Source organism: Pseudomonas lini, assembly GCF_001042905.1.
Classification (GTDB): Bacteria; Pseudomonadota; Gammaproteobacteria; order Pseudomonadales; family Pseudomonadaceae; genus Aquipseudomonas; species Aquipseudomonas lini.
Map to the genome: position 1 here is coordinate 69,377 of NZ_JYLB01000002.1, position 20,771 is coordinate 90,147.

General features: G+C 59.8%; 19 protein-coding genes. 11 read left to right on the plus strand and 8 right to left on the minus strand.

The features are described 5' to 3' along the window. Positions 1 to 65: 65 nt before the first annotated feature. The 5 genes from tsaB to TU81_RS04675 all read left to right on the plus strand — a co-directional run bounded on the left by tsaB (position 66) and on the right by TU81_RS04675 (position 3,837). Positions 66 to 740 (plus strand): tRNA (adenosine(37)-N6)-threonylcarbamoyltransferase complex dimerization subunit type 1 TsaB, encoded by a 675-nt coding sequence (gene tsaB / locus TU81_RS04655; RefSeq protein ID WP_048393734.1) that lies wholly within the window; start codon positions 66 to 68, stop codon positions 738 to 740. 308 nt (positions 741 to 1,048) lie between these two features. Beyond that, positions 1,049 to 1,354 carry a hypothetical protein gene (locus TU81_RS04660; protein ID WP_038979126.1) on the plus strand — a complete coding sequence of 102 codons (306 nt, stop codon included), beginning with the start codon at positions 1,049 to 1,051 and terminating at the stop codon, positions 1,352 to 1,354. After that, positions 1,354 to 2,214: a DUF72 domain-containing protein gene (locus TU81_RS04665; protein WP_048393736.1), complete on the plus strand. Its 861-nt coding sequence runs from the start codon at positions 1,354 to 1,356 to the stop codon at positions 2,212 to 2,214. Before TU81_RS04660 ends, TU81_RS04665 begins: the two co-directional genes overlap by 1 nt. Positions 2,215 to 2,317: 103 nt before the next feature. Then, positions 2,318 to 3,139, plus strand: a complete 822-nt coding sequence (locus TU81_RS04670) for an isocitrate lyase/PEP mutase family protein (RefSeq protein ID WP_048393738.1) — start codon at positions 2,318 to 2,320, stop codon at positions 3,137 to 3,139. Between the two features lie 2 nt (positions 3,140 to 3,141). Then, complete coding sequence (locus TU81_RS04675; RefSeq protein WP_048393740.1) at positions 3,142 to 3,837, plus strand: extensin-like domain-containing protein; 696 nt, start codon at positions 3,142 to 3,144, stop codon at positions 3,835 to 3,837. Positions 3,838 to 3,840: 3 nt separating this feature from the next. Here the strand turns inward: TU81_RS04675 and TU81_RS04680 are convergent, their stop codons facing one another. Next, the gene (locus tag TU81_RS04680; RefSeq protein ID WP_038979130.1) at positions 3,841 to 4,461 is read right to left on the minus strand and encodes a hypothetical protein; all 621 of its coding nucleotides are present in this window, start codon (positions 4,459 to 4,461) and stop codon (positions 3,841 to 3,843) included. 93 nt (positions 4,462 to 4,554) lie between these two features. Between TU81_RS04680 and TU81_RS04685 the strand changes: the two genes are divergently transcribed. Continuing rightward, positions 4,555 to 5,337 carry a class I SAM-dependent methyltransferase gene (locus TU81_RS04685; RefSeq protein WP_038979131.1) on the plus strand — a complete coding sequence of 261 codons (783 nt, stop codon included), beginning with the start codon at positions 4,555 to 4,557 and terminating at the stop codon, positions 5,335 to 5,337. A gap of 132 nt (positions 5,338 to 5,469) precedes the next feature. Here TU81_RS04685 and TU81_RS04690 read toward each other — a convergent pair whose 3' ends face one another. Then, positions 5,470 to 6,114 carry a TetR/AcrR family transcriptional regulator gene (locus TU81_RS04690; protein WP_038979132.1) on the minus strand — a complete coding sequence of 215 codons (645 nt, stop codon included), beginning with the start codon at positions 6,112 to 6,114 and terminating at the stop codon, positions 5,470 to 5,472. 93 nt (positions 6,115 to 6,207) lie between these two features. Here TU81_RS04690 and TU81_RS04695 point away from each other — a divergent pair, with 93 nt between their 5' ends. From TU81_RS04695 to TU81_RS04705, 3 genes are all read left to right on the plus strand, one after another. Continuing rightward, on the plus strand, positions 6,208 to 7,308 hold the full coding sequence (locus tag TU81_RS04695; RefSeq protein ID WP_048393742.1) for an efflux RND transporter periplasmic adaptor subunit: 1,101 nt from the start codon (positions 6,208 to 6,210) through the stop codon (positions 7,306 to 7,308). Between the two features lie 6 nt (positions 7,309 to 7,314). Beyond that, a complete protein-coding gene (locus TU81_RS04700) occupies positions 7,315 to 10,386 on the plus strand; it encodes an efflux RND transporter permease subunit (protein WP_038979134.1) in 3,072 nt (1,023 codons plus the stop codon). A gap of 191 nt (positions 10,387 to 10,577) precedes the next feature. Beyond that, positions 10,578 to 11,924: a Fic family protein gene (locus tag TU81_RS04705; RefSeq protein WP_048393744.1), complete on the plus strand. Its 1,347-nt coding sequence runs from the start codon at positions 10,578 to 10,580 to the stop codon at positions 11,922 to 11,924. Between the two features lie 48 nt (positions 11,925 to 11,972). On the opposite strand, the gene TU81_RS04710 is transcribed toward TU81_RS04705, so the two are convergent. Genes TU81_RS04710 through plsB form a run of 3 tightly spaced genes read right to left on the minus strand, consistent with a single transcriptional unit; the run spans position 11,973 to position 15,644 of the window. Beyond that, the gene (locus TU81_RS04710) at positions 11,973 to 12,662 is read right to left on the minus strand and encodes a DUF4197 domain-containing protein (protein ID WP_038979136.1); all 690 of its coding nucleotides are present in this window, start codon (positions 12,660 to 12,662) and stop codon (positions 11,973 to 11,975) included. Between the two features lie 27 nt (positions 12,663 to 12,689). Further along, the gene (locus TU81_RS04715) at positions 12,690 to 13,088 is read right to left on the minus strand and encodes a YbaY family lipoprotein (protein WP_048393747.1); all 399 of its coding nucleotides are present in this window, start codon (positions 13,086 to 13,088) and stop codon (positions 12,690 to 12,692) included. A gap of 51 nt (positions 13,089 to 13,139) precedes the next feature. Then, positions 13,140 to 15,644, minus strand: coding sequence for a glycerol-3-phosphate 1-O-acyltransferase PlsB (gene plsB / locus TU81_RS04720; RefSeq protein WP_048393749.1), 2,505 nt, complete (start codon positions 15,642 to 15,644; stop codon positions 13,140 to 13,142). 166 nt (positions 15,645 to 15,810) lie between these two features. On the opposite strand from plsB, the gene TU81_RS04725 reads away from it, so the two are divergent. Both TU81_RS04725 and TU81_RS29100 read left to right on the plus strand, forming a co-directional pair. Next, complete coding sequence (locus TU81_RS04725) at positions 15,811 to 16,020, plus strand: cold-shock protein (protein ID WP_007964248.1); 210 nt, start codon at positions 15,811 to 15,813, stop codon at positions 16,018 to 16,020. Between the two features lie 271 nt (positions 16,021 to 16,291). After that, the gene (locus TU81_RS29100) at positions 16,292 to 18,190 is read left to right on the plus strand and encodes a hypothetical protein (protein ID WP_053078277.1); all 1,899 of its coding nucleotides are present in this window, start codon (positions 16,292 to 16,294) and stop codon (positions 18,188 to 18,190) included. Between the two features lie 64 nt (positions 18,191 to 18,254). On the opposite strand, the gene TU81_RS04735 is transcribed toward TU81_RS29100, so the two are convergent. The 3 genes from TU81_RS04735 to dapE all read right to left on the minus strand — a co-directional run bounded on the left by TU81_RS04735 (position 18,255) and on the right by dapE (position 20,677). Continuing rightward, positions 18,255 to 18,632 (minus strand): hypothetical protein, encoded by a 378-nt coding sequence (locus tag TU81_RS04735; RefSeq protein ID WP_048393751.1) that lies wholly within the window; start codon positions 18,630 to 18,632, stop codon positions 18,255 to 18,257. Positions 18,633 to 18,716: 84 nt separating this feature from the next. Beyond that, a complete protein-coding gene (locus tag TU81_RS04740; protein ID WP_048393753.1) occupies positions 18,717 to 19,526 on the minus strand; it encodes a putative RNA methyltransferase in 810 nt (269 codons plus the stop codon). Then, positions 19,526 to 20,677, minus strand: coding sequence for a succinyl-diaminopimelate desuccinylase (gene dapE, locus TU81_RS04745; RefSeq protein WP_048393755.1), 1,152 nt, complete (start codon positions 20,675 to 20,677; stop codon positions 19,526 to 19,528). Before dapE ends, TU81_RS04740 begins: the two co-directional genes overlap by 1 nt. Between the last annotated feature and the right edge of the window lie 94 nt (positions 20,678 to 20,771).

Consider the following 20,771-nt stretch of genomic DNA (forward strand, 5'->3'; position numbering starts at 1 on the left):
CCCGCTTGCGGGCCGTAGTTGTTTATACTGGCGCACTTTTTCTGACCTCTCTTACGGAAACATCGATGAGCACCTTGCTGGCCCTGGACACCGCGACTGAAGCTTGCTCCGTTGCTTTGCTGCATGACGGCAAAGTCACGAGTCATTACGAGGTGATCCCGCGCCTGCATGCGCAGAAGCTACTGCCGATGATCCAGCAACTGTTGGCCGATGCCGGCACCACGCTGCAAGCGGTCGATGCCATTGCGTTCGGCCGTGGACCGGGCGCGTTCACCGGTGTGAGGATCGCCATCGGTGTGGTGCAAGGGCTGGCGTTTGCGCTGGATCGCCCGGTGTTGCCGGTCTCCAATCTCGCCGTACTCGCCCAGCGGGCCTATCGCGAACACGGCGTCAGCCAGGTCGCGGCGGCCATCGATGCGCGCATGGATGAGGTGTACTGGGGTTGCTACCGCGAAACGGCGGGAGAGATGCGGTTGGTGGGTAATGAAGCGGTACTGCCACCGGAAGCCGCTGCGTTGCCGGCTGATGCCAGCGGCGAGTGGTTCGGCGCGGGCACCGGTTGGGGGTATGCCGAGCGCATTGCCGTCAACCTGAGCGGCCAGGACGCGGGCATGCTGCCCCACGCCGAAGACCTGCTGACGCTGGCGCGCTTTGCCTGGGAACGCGGTGAAGCGATCGTGGCCGATCAGGCGCAGCCGGTGTATCTGCGCGATAAAGTTGCGACGCCCAAAGCGCGATAATCCACGCCGTCCTTGTGGCTACAGGCCTTCTGTGGCGAGGGGGCTTGCCCCCGTTGGGTCGCGAAGCGGCCCCAAAAACAACAACCACATTCCCCGGATGCACCACATCGGCTGACTTGCGACTGCTTCGCAGCCGAACGGGGGCAAGCCCCCTCGCCACAATGAATGTGTCGGATTTAGCCAATCGTCAGTTTTCTACCCGCCGTTTTTAAACCTTTTCGCTTTTCTGTGTTCTAGTTATCACTCGGCAGTTTGCGAAGTGGGCTATGTGCCACTAAGCTGCCATCACTGATACCGGACATGTACTCATGCGTATAGACGGCGTTTCCTCCCAGTCCTACCCCATCAAGCGCAAGCCCCGCAAAGGCCCTGTGGCGGATGACGACTACGTCGATATCGACGGCGAGCTGGAATTCCCTACCGAAGAGCAATTGGCCGCCCGCGCCGCCAAAGCCTCTGCGCAACGCCTGAGCAATCTCCCCGCTCGTCAACAAGACATGATTTATCACCGCGCCATGAGCAAAAGCGCAGCGATGGCACTGGCCAGCTACCTGAGCACCGCCACTTTTGTCGATTGGGATGCGGATGTACTGGGTCTCGACCTGTACATCTGATGTTGCAGCCTTACTACCTCGGCTGCCCGTCCTGGAGTGAAAACGTCTGGCGCGATTACTTGTATCCACAAGACGCCAGGCCCGCCGAGTTTCTCAATCTTTATTCTCAAGTGTTCAACGCCGTGGAAGGCAATACGACCTTCTACGCGAGCCCCTCTGCCGCCACCGTGCAGCGTTGGGCCGAAACCATGCCTGAACACTTTCGCTTCACCGCCAAGTTCCCCGGCGACATCAGCCACAGCGGTGACCTGCGCGAACAATTGACCGCCGCCGAAACCTTCCTGCAATTGCTCAGCCCTCTGGGTGAGCGGGTTTCTCCCCTCTGGCTGCAATTGTCCAAAAGCTTCACCCCTCAACGCTTGTCCGAGCTGGCCGGTTTTATCGACGCGGTGGACCGGCCCTTGGCGGTCGAAGTGCGGCACGATGAGTTCTTCGCCAAGGGCGATGCCGAGCGGATGCTCAATCGTCTATTGCTGGACCGCGGTGTCGAGCGCATCTGCCTTGATCCGCGAGCGCTGTTCAGTTGCACCTCGACCGATCCTTCGGTGCTCCACGCCCAATCGAAAAAGCCCAGGGTGCCGCCTAGACCTGCTGCGTTTACTCAGTTTCCACAGGTGCGTTTCATCGGCCATCCTGTGCTTGAAGCCAACGATCCATTCCTGGTGCCGTGGGTCGAGAAAATCGCTGTCTGGATCGAAGAGGGCCGCACGCCCTATATCTTCCTGCACACAGCCGATAACCTGCTGGCGGCAAAACTGGCCCAACGTTTTCACGCACAATTGATGCTGCGTTTGCCTGGCCTGCCGCCGCTGCCTGAGCTATACAGAGAGCCCGCCGCCGAGCAACTTGGTTTGCTGTAGGAGCCAGGCTTGCCGGCGAAGGCGTCCTTAAGAGCGCCTTCGCCGGCAAGCCTGGCTCCTACGAAAAGCGGTTTATCTTTCCCCCCTTTTCAGGAGCCTGCCAATGGATGCGCAAACCCTTCGAGCCCAGGCGTTCAAAGCACTGCACGAACGCGAGGGCGCTTTTGTCATTCCTAATCCTTGGGACGCCGGCTCGGCGAAAATGCTCGCCAGCCTTGGCTTCGAGGCGCTGGCGACCACCAGTGCCGGTTACGCCTTTTCCCGGGGGCGTCCCGATGGTGGGTTAACGCTCGACGAGACCCTGGCAAACGTAGAGGCGATTGTCGCGGCCACTGACCTGCCGGTAGCGGTGGATCTCGAAAACGGTTTTGCCGACGCCCCCGCCGAATGTGCTCAAAGTATTCTGCGGGCCGCCAAGGCTGGTGCTGTCGGCGGTTCGATCGAAGATGCCACCGGGCGTGAGGACGGTCCGATCTACTGCTTCGAGCATGCCGTGGCGCGGATCGAAGCGGCCGTCGCGGCGGCCCGCAGTTTGCCTTTCCCCTTCGTGCTGACGGCGCGTGCCGAGAACTTTCTGCACGGCAATCCTGACCTCGACGATACCATTCGCCGCTTGCAGGCATTCGCCGAGGCGGGGGCCGACGTGCTTTACGCACCGGGCCTGCGCAGCGCTGAAGAAGTATTGGCGGTGGTCCGCGCCGTGGCGCCGAAACCGGTCAATGTGTTGATGTCCGGCGGGCTCAAGCTGACGGTCGAGCAGTTGAATGAAATGGGCGTCAAACGCATCAGCGTCGGTTCGGCCCTGGCCTTGGCGGCGTATGGCGAGTTCTTCCGCGCCGCCGAGGAAATCCAGCAACACGGGACCTTCGGCTTCACCTCCCGCTCGATGCCGTTCCAGAAGGCCAATCAATTGTTCAAAGGCTGACGATGCGTTTTCGCTGGGGGCTGTTGCTGGTGCTGTTGATCATCGGCGCTGCCGGGCTGAGCGTCTGGCGCGGCTGGGTTTCCATTCCCCCGCAATGGAACCCATGGGCGCCGTTGGACGTGAAGGCCGACCCGAACCTGCTGACCCGCTACAAACTGATGCGTCTGCGCGATGATCCGCAGTTATGCGACCAGGCCCTGAGCAGCTCCGGGTTACGTGTAAACCATCAGGCCGACAGCCCGGACGCGGCCTGCCCGTTGACCAACACCTTGCGTGTGCAAGGCGGCGATGCGGCGCTGAGCAGCAGTTTCCTCGCCAGTTGCAGCCTGGCGGTAGCGTTCGCCTTGTTCGAGCACCACGCCCTGCAGCCGGCGGCTCAGGCTGTCTACGGGCAGGCGGTGAAACGGGTCGACCATCTCGGCAGCTTTGCCTGTCGCAACGTCTACAACCGCGAAAACGGGAGGCGCAGCCAGCATGCCACGGCTGATGCACTGGATATCAGCGGATTTCGGCTGGCGGACGGTCGATTCATCAGCGTGCTCAAGGATTGGCCGAAGGATAATCAGGACGCGCGATTTCTCCATCAGGTCCGCGACGGCGCTTGCGACATGTTCAGTGTGGTATTGAGCCCGGACTACAACGCCGCCCATCGCAATCACTTTCATGTGGATGTCGGGCCGTGGTGGCGGTGTCGCTGAGGGTTATGCGGCGATGCGCAGGTTCTGCAGAACGATAGGGCGTGCCCAGCCGTTATCGAAATCGAATTGTTTCTGTTGTTCCACCAGCTCTTCGGGCGAGAACGGCGGGAACGGCTTGTCCAGCAGGTCGAGTTCGAACTCGGCGATCGGCAAGTGCAGCGGACGCGGTTGCGGTGCGGTGCCAGGCTCTGGCAGCGGTTGACCGGCAGTGAGCACGATCGGGCGTACCCAGCCGCTGTCGAAGTCCTGCTGTTTTTGTTGCGCGACGATTTCTTGCGGTGGGAACGGCGGGAACGGTTTGTCAGCCAGGTCCATTTCGAACTCGGCAATTGGCAAAAATAGTGGCTCGGGTGGGCGGACTGGTGTTTCCATCACATCACATTCGCGCTGGGAAATGATGTGCGCCAGCAGCTCGCTGCCGACGGTCGGTTCGACCGGGCTCTCGAGATCGACCGGTGGAAAATTCAGCGATTCAGGCAGCACTTCACCCGACTGTTCGGCCAGCGCTCGGGCAAAAAAATCCTGCCAGATGTGGCTGACGCCGCTCAGTGCCTGGGTGTTTCGCAGGTTGTAGTCGCCGTAGGGCGAGATAAAACCTGTGAATGTGGATTGAATGTCTGACATTTCTCTCGGTCGACGCTCAGCTCTGGCAAAATGCTCGATAGTTTGGTTATCGGCCGTTTTTGCCGATCATTAATTTTTTGAGCGTGTTTTCCCATGATTGAGCAACCTGCGGCCTGCCGCATCCATGTCGAAGCCTTGGGCGCGACCTTCCAGCCACAGGCCGAGCAATGGGCCGAGCGCCTGGGGTTGCCGTTGCAGGTGGATGACGGCGAGTTTGCCTTGCAGGTGGGCGAGCAGGGGTTGCAGTTGCAACAACTGGGGCCGGATGCACCGGGGCCGGTGCGGGTGGACTTCGTCGAGGGCGGCGCGGCTCATCGTCGGTTGTACGGTGGCGGCAGCGGTCAGATGATCGCCAAAGCGGTCGGCATCGCCCAAGGCGTGCGCCCGCGTGTGCTGGACGCCACGGCGGGGTTGGGCAAGGACGCGTTCGTGCTGGCCAGCCTGGGCTGCGAGATGAGCCTGATTGAGCGCCAGCCGCTGATCGGTGCCTTGCTTGAGGATGGCCTGGCGCGCGGCGCTGAAGATTTCGACGTGGCGCCGATCGTGGCGCGGATGCGTTTGCTCAAGGGCAATTCGATCGAGGTGATGCGCAACTGGGAAGGCGAGCCGCCGCAGGTGATCTACCTGGACCCGATGTTTCCCCATCGCGAGAAAACCGCGTTGGTGAAGAAGGAAATGCGCCTGTTCCGGCCGCTGGTAGGTGATGACCAGGATGCCCCGGCATTGCTCGAAGCGGCGTTGGCCCTGGCCAGTCACCGGGTGGTGGTCAAGCGCCCACGCAAGGCGCCGTGCATCGACGGGCCGAAGCCGAGTCATGCGCTGGATGGCAAATCCAGCCGATACGACATTTATCCGAAGAAAGCGCTCAAGCCCTGAGATCGTGTCGCCCCCATCGCGGGCAAGCCTCGCTCCCACAGGTTTTGTGTTGGGCACAATATCCGAGAACACCTCGGAACCTGTGGGAGCGGGCTTGCCCGCGATAGCGTCGGCCCACACACTACCAATCGATCAGGCTGACTCTGGCCGGTAAGCCCGCATAAACAACCCCACCACTTCCCGCACATGGGCTTCAGCCGCATCTCCGGTCACCGGCTCGCCGCAGCCATACAGCAACCGAAAATTCCCCGCGCCCTTGAGCAGGCAAAAGAAATGCTCTGCCGCATTGCGCGGTTTATCGATGCTCAACGCTCCGCTCTGATTAACCTTGCTCAACAACCCCTCCATGCCGTGCAGCACACGCTCTGGCCCGGCCTCGAAAAAGATCGCCGAGAGTTTCGGGTCCTGGCTGCCCAGCGTCATCATCAGCCGGTGCAGGTTCACCGATTCGTCGCTGTTGATCAGCTGATGAAAGCCGCGCGCGATGTTCAGCAGCACGGTTTCCACGGCAATGCCGTCCGGCAATTCAAAAAACAGCGTTGGCAGTTGCTCCTCGCACTTGGCCATCACCGCGGCGGCAAACAGCGTCTCTTTGTCATTGAAATGGCTGTACACCGTCAGCTTCGACACGCCGGCCTCGGCCGCCACGGCATCCATGCTGGTGTTGGCGTATCCCTTACTCAGAAACAGGATTTTCGCCGCGTCGAGGATTGCCTGGCGCTTGGCCAGATCCTTGGGACGGCCCGGACCGCTGGGTGTTGAAAGATTGTTAGACATTCTTCGCTTTAATACTGGACTGGTGAGTTTGCTATTAATAACATACTGGTCAGTATAATTATTCCAAGCACCATTAGCGAAAGGTCCTTCACCATGTTCCGCTATGCCTTGTCCCTCGCATTGCCGGTTAGTCTGGCTTTTTTATTGTCTGCGTGTGGCCATGAAGAGGCGCCTCAAGTCACCGTCCGCCCGGCCATGGTCGTCCAGCCAGAGCCCTCGGCTCAGGCCATGGAAAGTTATCCCGGAGAAGTCCGTGCGCGCTATGAGCCAGATCTGGCCTTCCGCATTGGCGGCAAAGTCAGCCGACGACTGGTCGAGGAAGGCCAGCGGGTCAAGGCTGACCAGCCTCTGGCGGAGCTCGATCCTCAGGACGTGCGCCTGCAACTGGAAGCCACCCGTGCACAGGTCGCGGCCGCCGAAGCCAACCTGAGCCTGGTGCGCGCCGAGCGTGATCGCTACAAGACCCTGATGGAGCGGCAGATGGTCAGCCGTTCGCAGTACGATAACGCGGAAAACCTCTACCGCTCCGGTGAAGCACGCCTCAAGCAAATCAAAGCCGAATTCAACGTCTCGACCAATCAGGCCAGTTATGCGGTGCTGCGTGCGCCGCAGGATGGTGTGGTGGCCAAACGTGCGGTTGAAGTCGGGCAAGTGGTGGCTGCCGGGCAAACCGTGTTTACCCTCGCCACCGATGGCGAGCGCGAAGTGTTGATCAGCCTGCCGGAGCAGAGCTTCGGTCGCTTCAAGGTCGGCCAGCCGGTCTCGGTGGAACTCTGGACCCAACCCGATCAACGTTTCCCCGGACGCATCCGTGAGTTGTCGCCCGCCGCCGATCCGAAATCCCGCACCTTCGCCGCCCGTATCGCTTTTACCGCGGGCAAGGTTCCCGCCGAACTCGGTCAGAGCGCCCGGGTGTTCATCCAGACCGCCGATGTGGTGTCGTTATCGGTGCCGCTGTCGGCGGTCACTGCGGAAAACGGTGCCACTTATGTGTGGGTGGTCGGCGCCAACAACACCTTGAAAAAAGTCCCGGTGCGGGTCGGTGCATTCGGTGAAAAAAACGTGCCGGTGCTTGAAGGCCTGAACGCCAGCGATTGGGTGGTGGCGGCCGGTGTTCATGTGCTTCACGACGGGCAGCAAGTGCGCCCGGTGGATCGCTCCAACCGCGTGGTCAATCTGGCGCACAAGGAGTAATCCCCGATGGGTTTCAATCTTTCCGAATGGGCGCTGCGTAACCGCCAGATCGTACTGTTCCTGATGCTCTTGCTGGCCGTCGTCGGCGCGTTGTCCTACACCAAGCTCGGCCAAAGCGAAGACCCGCCGTTCACTTTCAAAGCCATGGTGATTCGCACCAACTGGCCGGGGGCCACGGCCGAGGAAGTATCGCGCCAGGTCACCGAGCGTATTGAAAAGAAACTGATGGAAACCGGCGAGTACGACCGGATCGCTTCGTTCTCTCGCCCGGGCGAGTCTCAGGTGACATTTATCGCTCGGGATTCGATGCATTCGGTGGAAATCCCGGAGCTCTGGTATCAGGTCCGCAAGAAGATCAGCGACATTCGCCACACCCTGCCACCGGGCATCCAGGGGCCCTTCTTCAACGATGAGTTCGGCACCACCTTCGGCAACATCTACGCCCTGACCGGCGAAGGTTTTGATTACGCGGTGCTCAAGGACTACGCCGACCGTGTCCAGATTCAGCTGCAACGGGTCAAGGATGTGGGCAAGGTCGACCTGCTCGGGCTGCAGGACGAGAAGATCTGGATCGAGCTTTCCAACGTCAAACTGGCCACCCTCGGGTTGCCTTTGGCGACGGTGCAGCAGGCGCTTGAAGAGCAGAACGCGATGTCCACCGCAGGTTTCTTCGAAACCACCAGCGAGCGTTTGCAGCTACGGGTTTCGGGGAATTTTCAGACGGTCGACGAGATCAAGAACTTCCCGATCCGCGTAGGCGATCGCACGTTCCGCATTGCCGATGTGGCCAACGTTCGTCGTGGCTTCAACGATCCACCGGCGCCGCGCATGCGTTTCATGGCTGAAGACGCCATCGGCCTGGCGGTGGCCATGAAGGGCGGTGGCGACATTCTGATTCTGGGTAAAGCGCTGGAAGTCGAATTCGCCCGGATCCAGCAAAACCTCCCGGCCGGCATGCAGCTGCGTAAGGTATCCGATCAACCCGCCGCGGTGAAAACCGGTGTCGGCGAGTTCGTTCAGGTACTGGTGGAGGCGCTGGCGATTGTGTTGCTGGTGAGTTTCTTCTCCCTCGGTGTGCGCACCGGCATGGTCGTAGCACTGGCGATTCCGCTGGTGTTGGCGATGACCTTCGCCTGCATGTATTACCTCGGCATCGGCCTGCACAAGATTTCCCTCGGCGCACTGGTGCTGGCGCTGGGGTTGCTGGTGGACGATGCGATCATCGCTGTGGAAATGATGGCGATCAAAATGGAGCAGGGCTTCGACCGGGTCAAAGCCGCCAGCTATGCCTGGACCAGCACCGCGTTCCCGATGCTCACCGGTACGTTGATCACCGCCGCCGGTTTCCTGCCGATTGCCACCGCGCAATCGGGCACCGGTGAATACACCCGTTCGATCTTCCAGGTGGTAACCATCGCGTTGGTGGCGTCGTGGGTTGCCGCCGTGGTCTTTGTGCCTTATCTGGGGGAAAAACTCCTGCCCGATCTGGCGAAAATTCATGCAGCCAAGCATGGCATCGGCGACGGCCAACCCGACCCTTATGGCACACCGTTCTATCAGCGTGTCAGACGGCTGGTGGAGTGGTGCGTGCGCCGACGCAAAACAGTGATCGTCCTGACCATCGCGATGTTCGTTGCCTCAGTGGTGCTGTTCCGTTTCGTCCCGCAGCAGTTCTTCCCGGCGTCGGGGCGACTGGAGTTGATGGTCGATCTGAAACTGGCCGAAGGAGCGTCTTTGAGCAATACCGCCGAGGAGGTCAAGCGCCTCGAAGGTCTGCTCAAGGATCACGCCGGGATCGACAACTACGTGGCTTACGTCGGCACCGGTTCGCCGCGGTTCTACCTGCCGCTGGATCAGCAACTTCCGGCAGCGAGCTTCGCGCAGTTTGTTGTCCTGGCCAAAACCATAGAAGACCGCGAAACCCTGCGCACCTGGCTGATTGAAACCCTCAACGAACAATTCCCGGCCTTGCGCTCGCGGGTCACGCGGCTGGAGAACGGCCCACCGGTTGGCTATCCGGTGCAGTTCCGGGTCACCGGTGAGCACATCGAGGAAGTCCGCGCATTGGCCCGTAAAGTCGCGGCCAAGGTTCGAGAGAACCCACACGTGGTCAACGTGCATCTGGACTGGGAAGAGCCGAGCAAAGTCGTTTACCTGAACGTCGATCAGGACCGCGCCCGGGCGCTGGGGGTGAGCACGGCAAACCTCTCGGGTTTCCTGCGAAGTTCGCTGACCGGTGCCAGCGTCAGCCAGTACCGCGAAGACAACGAGTTGATCGAAATCCTGCTGCGCGGCACGGTGCATGAACGCACCGAACTGGCGTTGCTACCAAGCCTGGCTGTGCCGACTGACAATGGTCGCAGTGTGGCGCTGTCGCAGATTGCGACGCTGGAATACGGCTTTGAGGAAGGCATCATCTGGCACCGTAACCGTCTGCCCAACGTGACGGTTCGCGCCGACATCTACGGCAAGGAACAGCCGGCGACGCTGGTGCAGCAGATCATGCCGACCCTCGATCAGATTCGTGCCGAGCTGCCAGACGGCTATCTGCTGGACGTCGGCGGTACGGTAGAGGACTCGGCTCGCGGGCAGAACTCGGTGAAGGCCGGCGTGCCACTGTTTATCGTGGTGGTGCTGACGTTGCTGATGCTGCAACTGCGCAGTTTCTCACGCACGGTGATGGTGTTTCTGACGGCGCCACTGGGGCTGATCGGGGTGACGCTGTTTCTGTTGGTGTTCCGCCAGCCGTTCGGTTTTGTGGCGATGCTCGGGACGATCGCCTTGTCCGGGATGATCATGCGTAACTCGGTGATTCTGGTGGATCAGATTGAGCAGGATATTGCTGCCGGGCTTAAGCCATGGCAGGCGATTATCGAGGCGACGGTGCGGCGGTTCCGACCGATTGTGCTGACGGCGTTGGCGGCGGTATTGGCGATGATTCCATTGTCGCGAAGCGTGTTTTTCGGGCCGATGGCGGTGGCGATCATGGGCGGGCTGATTGTGGCGACGGCGTTGACGTTGCTGTTTTTGCCGGCGTTGTATGCGGCTTGGTTCAGGGTCAAGAAAGAGGTTGTGTGATCCTTTGATCTTGGCGACCTTCGGGCCGACCAATTTCTCTCAGACATACGCCGACCCATTTGTAGGAGCGAGGCTTGCCCGCGAAGGCAGTCCAGGCTCCTACACATATTTCAGATCCGTCTGATATTGAGTCAACCCAGGTGCGCTGTTGTACTCAAGACTCAATTTCGTGAGTTTCTGAGCCACCAATAATGAAAAAGCCGCCCACGCTGAAGGGCAGATCCGACCCGGTGTTCGATCGGTTGGGACAATCGCCCCACAAGGAACGCCTCTCGGACTATCTCGCGCTGCTCAAGCCTCTGGACGATCGGGGGCGTTATCTTCCATTTGATGAGTTGCGCTACCGTTGGGCGCCGGGGCTGGATTCGAATCTGTGCTGGGCCTTGGTCAAGAAAGCCCGAACCGCCCAATACGCAAGCCTTCTGCCATTGGGCGAGCCCACTCAGTGGGGCCAATTTGTGCTGACTCCATTGGCACAGAAAGCTATTTCTGCCGTCGACAGGAAAGCCACAACGGCCGCGCTGGAATACATGACCGGCCAGATCGGCGAGCGCGCGCATTTCAGCTATCTGCTCAACGATCTGATCGAAGATGAAGCCATCAGTAGCTGCCAGCTCGAAGGCGCGGCAACCACCACCCGTGTGGCCAAGGACATGCTTAAGCGCAAGCGCCTGCCGCGTACGCCGGATGAGCTGATGGTCATCGGCAACTACAAGATGATGAACTTCGCCTGGGAAAAGCGTTATGAACCCTTGAACGTCGAACTGATCACGGCGATGCATCGTGTTGGCGTCGAAGGTATCGATGACCCGCAATATTCACCGGGTGCTTTCAGGATCAACGATGACGTGGTGGTGCAGGACGGTGAGGGCAACACTGTTCATACGCCGCCCCCCGCAGCGGGACTCGCGTCACGATTGCAGGTGCTGTCGAAGTGGATCAACCAGTCTCACGACGATCCCAATCAAGTGGATTACCTTCATCCATTGATCAAAGGTATCGCGCTGCATTTTGCGCTGGGTTATGAGCATCCTTTTCGCGACGGTAACGGTCGGGTCGCGCGGGCATTGTTTTACTGGTTCATGTTCAAGAATGATTTCTCGGCCTTTCGCTACATCGCGATCAGTCTGTTACTGCGCAACGCGCCGGTGAAATACGGGCGCTCGTATCTGAATACCGAGGCCGATGATCTGGACTTGACCTATTTCATCGACTTCCAGTGTTCAGTCATCTTCCGGGCAGTCAGCGCTTTTACCGAGGCTTATCGAAAAAGCCTGGCCTATACCGAAGTCTTTGATCGATGGCTGCTGGAGTCAGGTTTCTTCGACCAGCTCTCCGAGAAACAGCGAGCCGTATACCAGGTGGCCAAGAGTGGTATGGCCAAGGAATTCACGGCGGTCAATGTGAAGGAGAATCTGAACTGCTCTTACAACACCGCATCGGCCACCCTGAACGGGTTGGTCGAGCTGAAGGTGTTCGAGAAAAGGAAGATGGGGCGCGAGTGGGTGTTCTTCCTGCGGGCAGCGTCGGCGACCTGATGTTCGTGGGAGCGAGCAAGCTCGCTCCCACAGGATCGGAGTTGAGGTTTAGAGCGTACCAAACACCTTCTTCGCCAAACTGGTCGCCGCCGCCGCAGGATTCTGGCGAATGGTTTCTTCCTGCTTGCCGATCATCTCGAACAAACCGTTCAACGCTTGCTCGGTCACGTAGCTTTCGATGTTGGCATTTTTCGCATCCAGCACGCCCAAGGTCGCGGCTTGTCCGGCGAATGCGTTGTACTGCTGGGCCAGGCCGACCTGGTCGGTGGCTTGTTTGACGATCGGCAGGAATTTGGTGCGGATCTGTTCGCGGCTGGTTTTGCTCAGGTACTGCGTCGCCGAGTCCTTGCCGCCGCTGAGGATCCCCTTGGCATCTTCCACGGTCATCTTCTTCACCGCATCTACCAGGATCGGCTGAGCCTGTGTCACGGCCGTTTCAGCCGCTTTGTTCATACTGGTTTCCAGTTGATCGACTTGATCGCCCATGCCGAACTGTTTCATTTTCTTGGCGACTTTACCCAGCTTGCCCGGCAGTTCGATTTTCACGTCCGGGTTGTTGCTGAAGCCGCCGGGTGTGCCGAGTTGTTTAACGGCCAGTTGCGCGCCTTGAGTCAGAGCGTCCTTGAGACCGCCGGTGGCGTCTTGTTGCGACAGGTCACTGAGAGACCCTGCCAGGGCGTTGGCGCAGATCATCAAGCCTGCGCACAGGCCGGCGAAGCGAAGGGTAGGGCGGAGCATGGCGGCTTCCTTGTTCATAAAAGAGAGTTAGCGGGCGGCGTCGACGCGGATTTTCAGGGGTTGCGGATCTTTGCCGTCCAGTTGCACCGCGTAATTTTCAGTGGTGATGAACATCAGCTCGCCATTGACTTCGATGCGGGCGCTGACCGAGTAGCGGTGGCCGGGTTTGACCTGCGCCGGATCGTAGCTCAAATGGAACGGCAACGGCACCTGGCCTTTGACCGGGCCTTTCTGCTCGTCGAGCACTACCGCCGGTGCGTCGGCCAGAGACACATCTTGCAAGCTGACGCTCAAGGTTGCACTCGGTGGCAGGGCGATGCGTTGTAAGTAGAACACTTCGCCGGCGAGGCTGGCGTTGGCGGTCGGTTGTGTCGACTGGCAGGCACCGAGCAGGGTAGTCAGCAGGACGAGAGAGAGTTTTTTCATCGAAGATCTCCGTATCGAAGGCGCCAGAAGAAGCCTGGCGCCTGTAGGAATTTAGACGCTCTGCGCTGGAGCCGCGACTTGGTCCGCCGCATCTTCACTGCGATGCAATGCCACCTGACGGATCGACAAACGAATCTCCGCCGGCAACACCCGTTTGGCCGCGCCTTCGGCCAGTTCGCCGAGCAGTTCGTGGTAGCTCAGCTTGCCGGTTTCGTCACGGCGCAGCACGTCGAGGTCCAGCATTGTCTGGATGAAGTGACGGAACAGGCTCTTGTCGAAGAACTCCGGGGCGTTCAGGCCGTGGAGGATCGACAGGCGTTGGGCCATGACCGTGCACAGGTCTTCCAGCTCTTCGGCGCTGATGCTGTTCTGGCCGCTGTTGAGCAGCAAGGAAACGGTCATGTAGAAGCGCTGCAAGGTCTGGGCGATGCTTTTCGACAGCAGCGTCAGCAGCACGAAATGCCGCGAACTCGGCGCGGGGCGCAGATACACCTCTTTCTCGAAACGCAGCAGGCCTTGCTCGACGAAGGCTTCGAGCCATTGATCGACCACGCCATCGAGTTCGTCCAGCGACCAGCGAATGAACAGCTCCGATTGCAAGTACGGATACAGTGCGCGGGTGTAGCGCAGGATCTGCTCGCGGCTCATGCGCGAGGTGCTCTGGAAGAAACTCGCCAGCAACGACGGCAACGCGAAGATGTGCAGCACGTTGTTGCGGTAGTAGGTCATCAGGACGGCGTTTTGTTCGTCCAGGTACAGAATCTTGCCCAGCGCATCGCTTTGCTCGGACAGCAGGTCCATGTCCTTCACGTGTTCGATCAACGCCCGACCGTCGCCCTCCGGCAGGGTGGTGTGCGAGGAGTAGGGAACCTTGCGCAACAGCGCCAGATACAGATCGAGCACCCGCGCCATGGCGCGATCGTCCAGGGCCAGACGGCTGGTGGACAGCAACGCCAGGGCCACCAGATTCACCGGGTTGATCGCCGCCGCTTCATTCAAATGCTGTGCGACTTTCTCGCCGAGGCGGTTGGTGGTTTCGTTCAGCCAGGCCGGTTTGAACTGCGGACCGAGTTCCTGTTGGCGCCAGTCTGGCTGTTCGCTGTCGAGGAATTCCGCCAGTTTGATCGGCTCACCGAAGTTGACCGCGACCTGACCGAAGCGCTGTTTGAGCGCGCCGATGACTTTGAAGATGTCGAAGATCGATTCTTTCTTCTTGCTCGCGCCACGCAATTCGCCGAGGTAGGTGCGGCCTTCCAGCACGCGCTCATAGCCGATGTACACCGGCACGAAGACGATCGGCATGCGCGACGAACGCAGGAAGCTGCGCAGAGTGATCGCGAGCATCCCGGTTTTTGGTTGCAGCATGCGTCCGGTGCGCGAACGGCCGCCCTCGACGAAGTACTCGACCGGGAAGCCTTTGGTGAACAGGGTGTGCAGGTATTCGTTGAACACCGAGGTGTAGAGCGGGTTGCCCTTGAAGGTGCGGCGCATGAAGAACGCCCCGCCCCGCCGTAGCAAACTGCCGATCACCGGCATGTTGAGGTTGATCCCGGCGGCAATGTGCGGCGGGGTCAGGCCGTTGCGGAACAGCAGATAGGAGAGCAGCAAATAGTCGATGTGGCTGCGGTGGCACGGCACGTAGATCACTTCGTGACCCTGGGCGACTTTCTGCACACCTTCGATGTGGTTGACCTTGATCCCGTCGTAGATCTTGTTCCAGAACCAGCTCAGCACCACTTCCAGAAAGCGGATCGCGGTGTAGGTGTAGTCCGAGGCGATCTCGTTGCCGTAGCGCAAGGCCTGGGCCTTGGCTTTTTCCGGCGAGATGTTCTCGCGCTCGGCTTCGTCGAGGATCGCCTGTTTGACCAAGGGCTGATTGAGCAGGCCTTTGACCAGGTTGCGGCGGTGGGAAATGTCCGGGCCGATCACCGCGGCTTTCAGGTTGCGAAAGTGCACCCGCAGAATCCGCTGGGCCATGCGCACGGTGCGCTCGTGGCCTTTGTTGTGATCGATCAGTTCACGCAAATGAATCGGCGCCGAGAACTGCACCCGGGTCTTGCGTCCCAGAATCATGATGCTCAGCAGCCGACGCAAACGCCCGGTGACCGCCCAGCTGTCGGCGAACAGCAGTTTCCACGGGCTCGACTCGCTGTCCGGCGACTGGCCCCAGAACACGCTGACCGGAATGATCTGCGCGTCTTCGGCGGCGTTCTGGCTCAGGGCGCTGACCAAGCGGGTCAGGGTCGGCGGCGCGCCGCGTTTGTCCTGACGGCCGAGCCAGTCGGGTTCCGGCGTCAGGTAAAAGAACGCGGCGGGTTCCACCAACGCACCCACCGATACCGGCAACACCGGGCGCGGCAGACCGGCCTTGCTGCATTCGGTATCGACCACGGCAAGGTCGGTCAGTGAAGGATTTTGCAGGACGTAGAACACCGGCCGGCTGCGGTCGAGGTTGAGGGTGAACGACGACTGATTGATCGTCTCCGAGCGAACCCAGAGGTACAGCAGTCGGCGCAGGGTGCCAAACACAAGACGACGGAACGGGGAACGGGTCATACGGCTTCTGCGTGAGTGAAAAAAACCGAGCGTTTGCTCGGGCGGTAGATAGTGTGCCGTATTCGTCGAAAATCGGCAAAAAAGCGCCTAAGTAAACTTGAGTTGAGAGTTTTGGCGTCTGTCATATACTCGGCCGTTCAAAATAAAAACAAGGGGGTAACTGGATATGGCTACGCGCGAAACTGGCAATGTGAAGTGGTTCAACGACGCCAAGGGCTATGGCTTCATTCAGCGCGAGGACGGGGTGGACGTGTTCGTGCACTACCGCGCGATCCGCGGCGAAGGGCATCGCTCGCTGACTGAAGGTCAGCAGGTTGAGTATGCGGTGGTGACAGGGGAGAAGGGCTTGCAGGCTGAGGATGTTGTAGGTCTGTAACCCTGGAAATCAAAAGATCGCAGCCTTCGGCAGCTCCTACAGGTGTACATATGACCCTGTAGGAGCTGCCGAAGGCTGCGATCTTTTTGGTTTTACGCGGTCTTTTCCAGCTTTTGGCTTTGCGCCAAAAGACTGTTGAACAAAGCGCTGGATGGATAATCACCTGTCAGTTCTGACAGTAGACGACCTCTTGCCCCAGACCTACCCTCACTCCACGTTCACCTGGATTGTTTTGTTTCCGGTGTGTTGCTCATGCGAGAGGGATACGGTCATGCGGAAGATCATCGCGTTTTTGCTGATGTTGAGTCTTGGTGGATGCACCACTCAGGATCCCTTCGATAAAAACCTGACTGAGCCCACCACTGCAATTACCACCTTGGCAGTGCCGCAACAGGACGATATTCAAAGTGTCTCGACCGCCCTGCCGTCAGTGTTCAAGGTGGTCGAAGCCCCGGCCGGCGAGCTGAATGCCGACACCTTGGGCGCCGAAGCCAGCGTGCAGGTGAGTTACCCGGCCATGGCACTTCGTGACACTGTCGGGATACGTCTGGCCGGTGTGGTACTGCGCGATGCATCGATTCAGACGGTCTCCACGGTGGGCACCCTGACGTTCAAGGTGCCCAAGGCGTGGGTGACCGAGAACCGCAATCGTACGGTCAGCCTGACTTTCACCTACAAAGTGGGCGGCGCTGGCAACCTGATCACTTCATCGCCGTTGAGCATCCGTGTGGTGGGCGCGCAGGGGCAAAGCGTGTTCAAAGTGGTCGAGGCCCCGACGGGTGAGTTGAATGCCGACACACTGGGCACCGAGGCCAATGTGCAGGTGAGTTACCCGGCCATGGCACTCCGTGACACTGTCGGGATACGTCTGAGCGGCGTGGTATTGCGCGATGCATCGATTCAGACGGTCTCCACGGTGGGCACCCTGACGTTCAAGGTGCCCAAGGCGTGGGTGACCGAGAACCGCAATCGTACGGTCAGCCTGACTTTCACCTACAAAGTGGGCGGCGCTGGCAACCTGATCACTTCATCGCCGTTGAGCATCCGTGTGGTGGGCGCGCAGGGGCAAAGCGTGTTCAAAGTGGTCGAGGCCCCGACGGGTGAGTTGAATGCCGACACACTGGGCACCGAGGCCAATGTGCAGGTGAGTTACCCGGCCATGGCACTCCGTGACACTGTCGGGATACGTCTGGCCGGTGTGGTACTGCGCGATGCACCGATTCAGACGGTTTCCACGGTGGGAACGCTGACGTTCAAGTTGCCCAAGGCGTGGGTGACCGAGAACCTCAATCGCATAGTGAACCTCACTTACACCTACAAGGTGAGTGGTACGGGAAGCCTGATTACTTCGGCTGCGCTACCCATTAAGGTCACAAGTACGATAAGTGACGGTGAGCGGGCTGCCATTGAGCTCAATCAGCAATATGCCACCACCAGCAATGTTTGCCCGGGTAACAAGGCGGCTTTTTATTGCAGCGGCGTGTTGATCCGCACGGTGGATGATTCCACAGCCTTTCGTGCCTGGAACCCGAGCCCGTCAGCCATCAACCTGGGTGGCGTTTCGTTCAGTTATATGAAAATCGGAATTGGCATGAATCGACTGCAGGGCAGCCGTACCCAAGGTCTGATCCTGGAGCCGGGTCAGTCCTTTACTGCCAATGGCGGCTATCCGCTTCAGGTGTTATGCGCCTTCCCTTACGACGGCGAGTCTCTGCGCCGAGGTTCGAGTGGCTGTGGGGTCAGTTCCGACTTTCCACAAAACAGCGGGTCGTGTGCTGCCCAGAACATCACAACGCTGGCGGCGTGGCGTACGCATTTTAACCAGTATAAAACCGCCCCTGACCGGTATCGTCATCAATGTGGTTTTGGTGTGGATCAGGCCGGGTTTGCCTTGAGTCTCACCGCGAGAGAAAACCCCGATGCAGAGACGCAAGCCTGGCAACAAAACGAAATTGTGATCAAGTTGTGGCCGCAAAACACATCCAATCTGCCGATCAAAGCGTTCTTTTATTTCCTCACTGCAAATCGGGCTGTAGGCGTTGAAGGGGCCAAGAATATCCAGCGGGATTTTTTCAAGACCACGGGCAGGCGCATTCCAGTTGTTCGGATTACGCCGAACGTCACATCGGGCAATATTTTCAGTTATTTTGCTGCGGATCAAGGGATCTAGAGGGACAGGGGGATTGAGTTGCCGAGGCCATGTTCGTCGTTGGACGGTCATGGCCTGTGGCTCATCAGGCAGTTTTCCAGGTGATCTCTTCCTCACCATCAACGCTGATCCGCATCCAGCGATCCGCCGTCTCTTCACCTTCTTCCTCAACCCAACTGCCCGGCGCGCAACGCACTTCGACGTTCAACGCGGCAAACGCAGCGCGGGCGCAGGCGATGTCGTCTTCCCATGGGGTCTGGTCGCTTTCCAGGTACAGGCTGTTCCATTTGCCGACAGCTTTCGGCAGCCAGGTAACCGGCACATTGCCGGCCTTGCACTTGTAGGTCTGGCCTTTCTGAACCCAATCGGTGCATGGGCCTAAAGCCGCGCCGAGCCAGGCTGCGATGGCCTTGTAGTCGATGTCGGCGTCTTTCAGGTAAATCTCGATATCGGGTTGGCGCATGGATGTCCTCACTGCGGGTCTGAAAAATCCATTCGCGGATTTAGCCGGTCTCAAGCCATTGCTCAAGACCAAAAAATTAAGAAATTATTGAAGCACGAAGTAATCGTAGCGCATCGACACGGTGACCTCGAACGGCTCGGCCTGTTCGATGACTGCCGCCCGGCGTTCGGCACTCGCGCGCCAACCGTGGGGTGTCATGGCCAACAGGTTCGCGCGATCCTGACCGTTAACCAGCGTCAGTTTGAACTCCAGGGTTTCGCTGTGTTGCAGCGCCATGCCTTCCGGCATCAATGCCAAGTGCTTGTCGTCGGTGTACTCGCGCACTTCGTCATACAGCCGTTCGCGCAATTCCATCAGATGGCCGCTGGTCGGCCCGACTTTCATCAAGCCGCCGCCGGGGCTGAGCAGGCGTTTGGCTTCTTCCCAGTCCAGCGGGCTGAAAACGCTGGCGAGAAACTGGCAGCTGCCTGAGGCCAATGGCACTCGCGCCATGCTGGCGATCAACCAGGTCAGCGCAGGGTTGCGTTTGCAGGCGCGTTTGACCGCTTCCCGGGAAATGTCCAGGGCGTAGCCATCGGCGTTGGGCAAGGCTTCGGCGATTTGCGCGGTGTAGTAACCCTCGCCACAACCGATGTCCAGCCAGCGTTGGGGCGCGTACTGCGCCGCCAGTTCCGCCAGGCGCTTGGCCACCGGCGCGTAATGGCCGGCGTTCAAAAAATCGCGACGGGCTTCGACCATCGCCAGGTTATCCCCAGGGTCGCGGCTGTTTTTGTGCTGCACCGGCAACAGGTTCAAATAACCCTGTCGCGCACGGTCGAAACGATGCCCGGCGGGGCAAGCCACGCCGTTGTCCACCGCGTTCAGCGGTTCGCTGCAGATCGGACACGCAAGCATCAGGCGAGCAACTTGATCAGGGTCTGGTAGTAGATTTCGGTCAGCACATCGAGATCGGCCGCCAGCACGCGCTCGTTGACCTGGTGGATCGTCGCGTTGACCGGGCCCAGTTCGACAACCTGAGTACCCATGGTCGCGATGAAGCGCCCGTCGGAAGTACCGCCGCTGGTGGACGCCTTGGTCTCGCGACCGGTGATGTCCTTGATGCTCGCCGATACCGCGTCGAGCAGGGCGCCCGGTTCGGTGAGGAACGGCAGGCCGGACAGCGCCCAGTCGATGTGCCAGTCCAGACCATGCTTGTCGAGAATATCGGCGACGCGCTTTTGCAGGCCTTCGACGGTGGATTCGGTGGAGAAGCGGAAGTTGAATACCGCCACCAGATCACCCGGAATCACGTTGGTCGCACCGGTGCCGGAATTGACGTTGGAAATCTGGAAACTGGTCGGCGGGAAGAAATCGTTGCCGTGGTCCCAGTGCTCGACGGCCAGTTCGGCCAGCGCCGGGGCAGCGAGGTGGATCGGGTTCTTCGCCAGGTGCGGATACGCCACGTGACCTTGCACACCGCGCACGGTCAATTTGGCGCCGAGGGAGCCGCGACGACCATTCTTGACCACGTCACCCACCAGGGTTGTGCTCGACGGTTCGCCGACGATGCACCAGTCCAGACGCTCCTTACGGGCGGCGAGGCGTTCGATCACAGCCTTGGTGCCGTGGTGCGCCGGGCCTTCTTCGTCGCTGGTGATGAGGAAAGCGACCTTGCCCTTGTGATCCGGGTAGTCGGTGACGAAGCGCTCAGCGGCTACGGTCATGGCCGCGAGGCTGCCTTTCATGTCTGCCGCACCACGGCCGCAAAGCATGCCGTGCTCGTCGATCACCGCGTTGAACGGATCGATCTGCCAGGCGGTTACCGGACCGGTCGGGACCACGTCGGTGTGTCCGGCGAAGCACAGCACCGGGCCTTCGTGTTTGCCGTGGGTCGCCCAGAAGTTATCCACATCTTCGATGCGCATCGGTTCCAGTTTGAAACCGGCATCGCCCAGGCGCTGCATCATCTGCTTCTGGCAATCGGCGTCAATCGGCGTCACGGACGGACGGCGGATCAGGTCGATGGCGAGTTGAAGGGTCGGCGAAAGGTCGGCGTGGGCCGTCATGGAAAGCTCCGATGTGTGCAGCACGATAAACCTGTAGGAGCTGCCGAAGGCTGCGATCTTTTGATCCTGATTCTGAAAATCAAAAGATCGCAGC

Coding starts and splice junctions, on each gene's coding strand:
- tsaB (WP_048393734.1), top strand. CDS start 66: ATGAGCACCTTGCTGGCCCTGGACACCGCGACTGAAGCTTGCTCCGTT.
- TU81_RS04660 (WP_038979126.1), top strand. CDS start 1,049: ATGCGTATAGACGGCGTTTCCTCCCAGTCCTACCCCATCAAGCGCAAG.
- TU81_RS04665 (WP_048393736.1), top strand. CDS start 1,354: ATGTTGCAGCCTTACTACCTCGGCTGCCCGTCCTGGAGTGAAAACGTC.
- TU81_RS04670 (WP_048393738.1), top strand. CDS start 2,318: ATGGATGCGCAAACCCTTCGAGCCCAGGCGTTCAAAGCACTGCACGAA.
- TU81_RS04675 (WP_048393740.1), top strand. CDS start 3,142: ATGCGTTTTCGCTGGGGGCTGTTGCTGGTGCTGTTGATCATCGGCGCT.
- TU81_RS04680 (WP_038979130.1), bottom strand. CDS start 4,461: ATGTCAGACATTCAATCCACATTCACAGGTTTTATCTCGCCCTACGGC.
- TU81_RS04685 (WP_038979131.1), top strand. CDS start 4,555: ATGATTGAGCAACCTGCGGCCTGCCGCATCCATGTCGAAGCCTTGGGC.
- TU81_RS04690 (WP_038979132.1), bottom strand. CDS start 6,114: ATGTCTAACAATCTTTCAACACCCAGCGGTCCGGGCCGTCCCAAGGAT.
- TU81_RS04695 (WP_048393742.1), top strand. CDS start 6,208: ATGTTCCGCTATGCCTTGTCCCTCGCATTGCCGGTTAGTCTGGCTTTT.
- TU81_RS04700 (WP_038979134.1), top strand. CDS start 7,315: ATGGGTTTCAATCTTTCCGAATGGGCGCTGCGTAACCGCCAGATCGTA.
- TU81_RS04705 (WP_048393744.1), top strand. CDS start 10,578: ATGAAAAAGCCGCCCACGCTGAAGGGCAGATCCGACCCGGTGTTCGAT.
- TU81_RS04710 (WP_038979136.1), bottom strand. CDS start 12,662: ATGCTCCGCCCTACCCTTCGCTTCGCCGGCCTGTGCGCAGGCTTGATG.
- TU81_RS04715 (WP_048393747.1), bottom strand. CDS start 13,088: ATGAAAAAACTCTCTCTCGTCCTGCTGACTACCCTGCTCGGTGCCTGC.
- plsB (WP_048393749.1), bottom strand. CDS start 15,644: ATGACCCGTTCCCCGTTCCGTCGTCTTGTGTTTGGCACCCTGCGCCGA.
- TU81_RS04725 (WP_007964248.1), top strand. CDS start 15,811: ATGGCTACGCGCGAAACTGGCAATGTGAAGTGGTTCAACGACGCCAAG.
- TU81_RS29100 (WP_053078277.1), top strand. CDS start 16,292: ATGCGGAAGATCATCGCGTTTTTGCTGATGTTGAGTCTTGGTGGATGC.
- TU81_RS04735 (WP_048393751.1), bottom strand. CDS start 18,632: ATGCGCCAACCCGATATCGAGATTTACCTGAAAGACGCCGACATCGAC.
- TU81_RS04740 (WP_048393753.1), bottom strand. CDS start 19,526: ATGCTTGCGTGTCCGATCTGCAGCGAACCGCTGAACGCGGTGGACAAC.
- dapE (WP_048393755.1), bottom strand. CDS start 20,677: ATGACGGCCCACGCCGACCTTTCGCCGACCCTTCAACTCGCCATCGAC.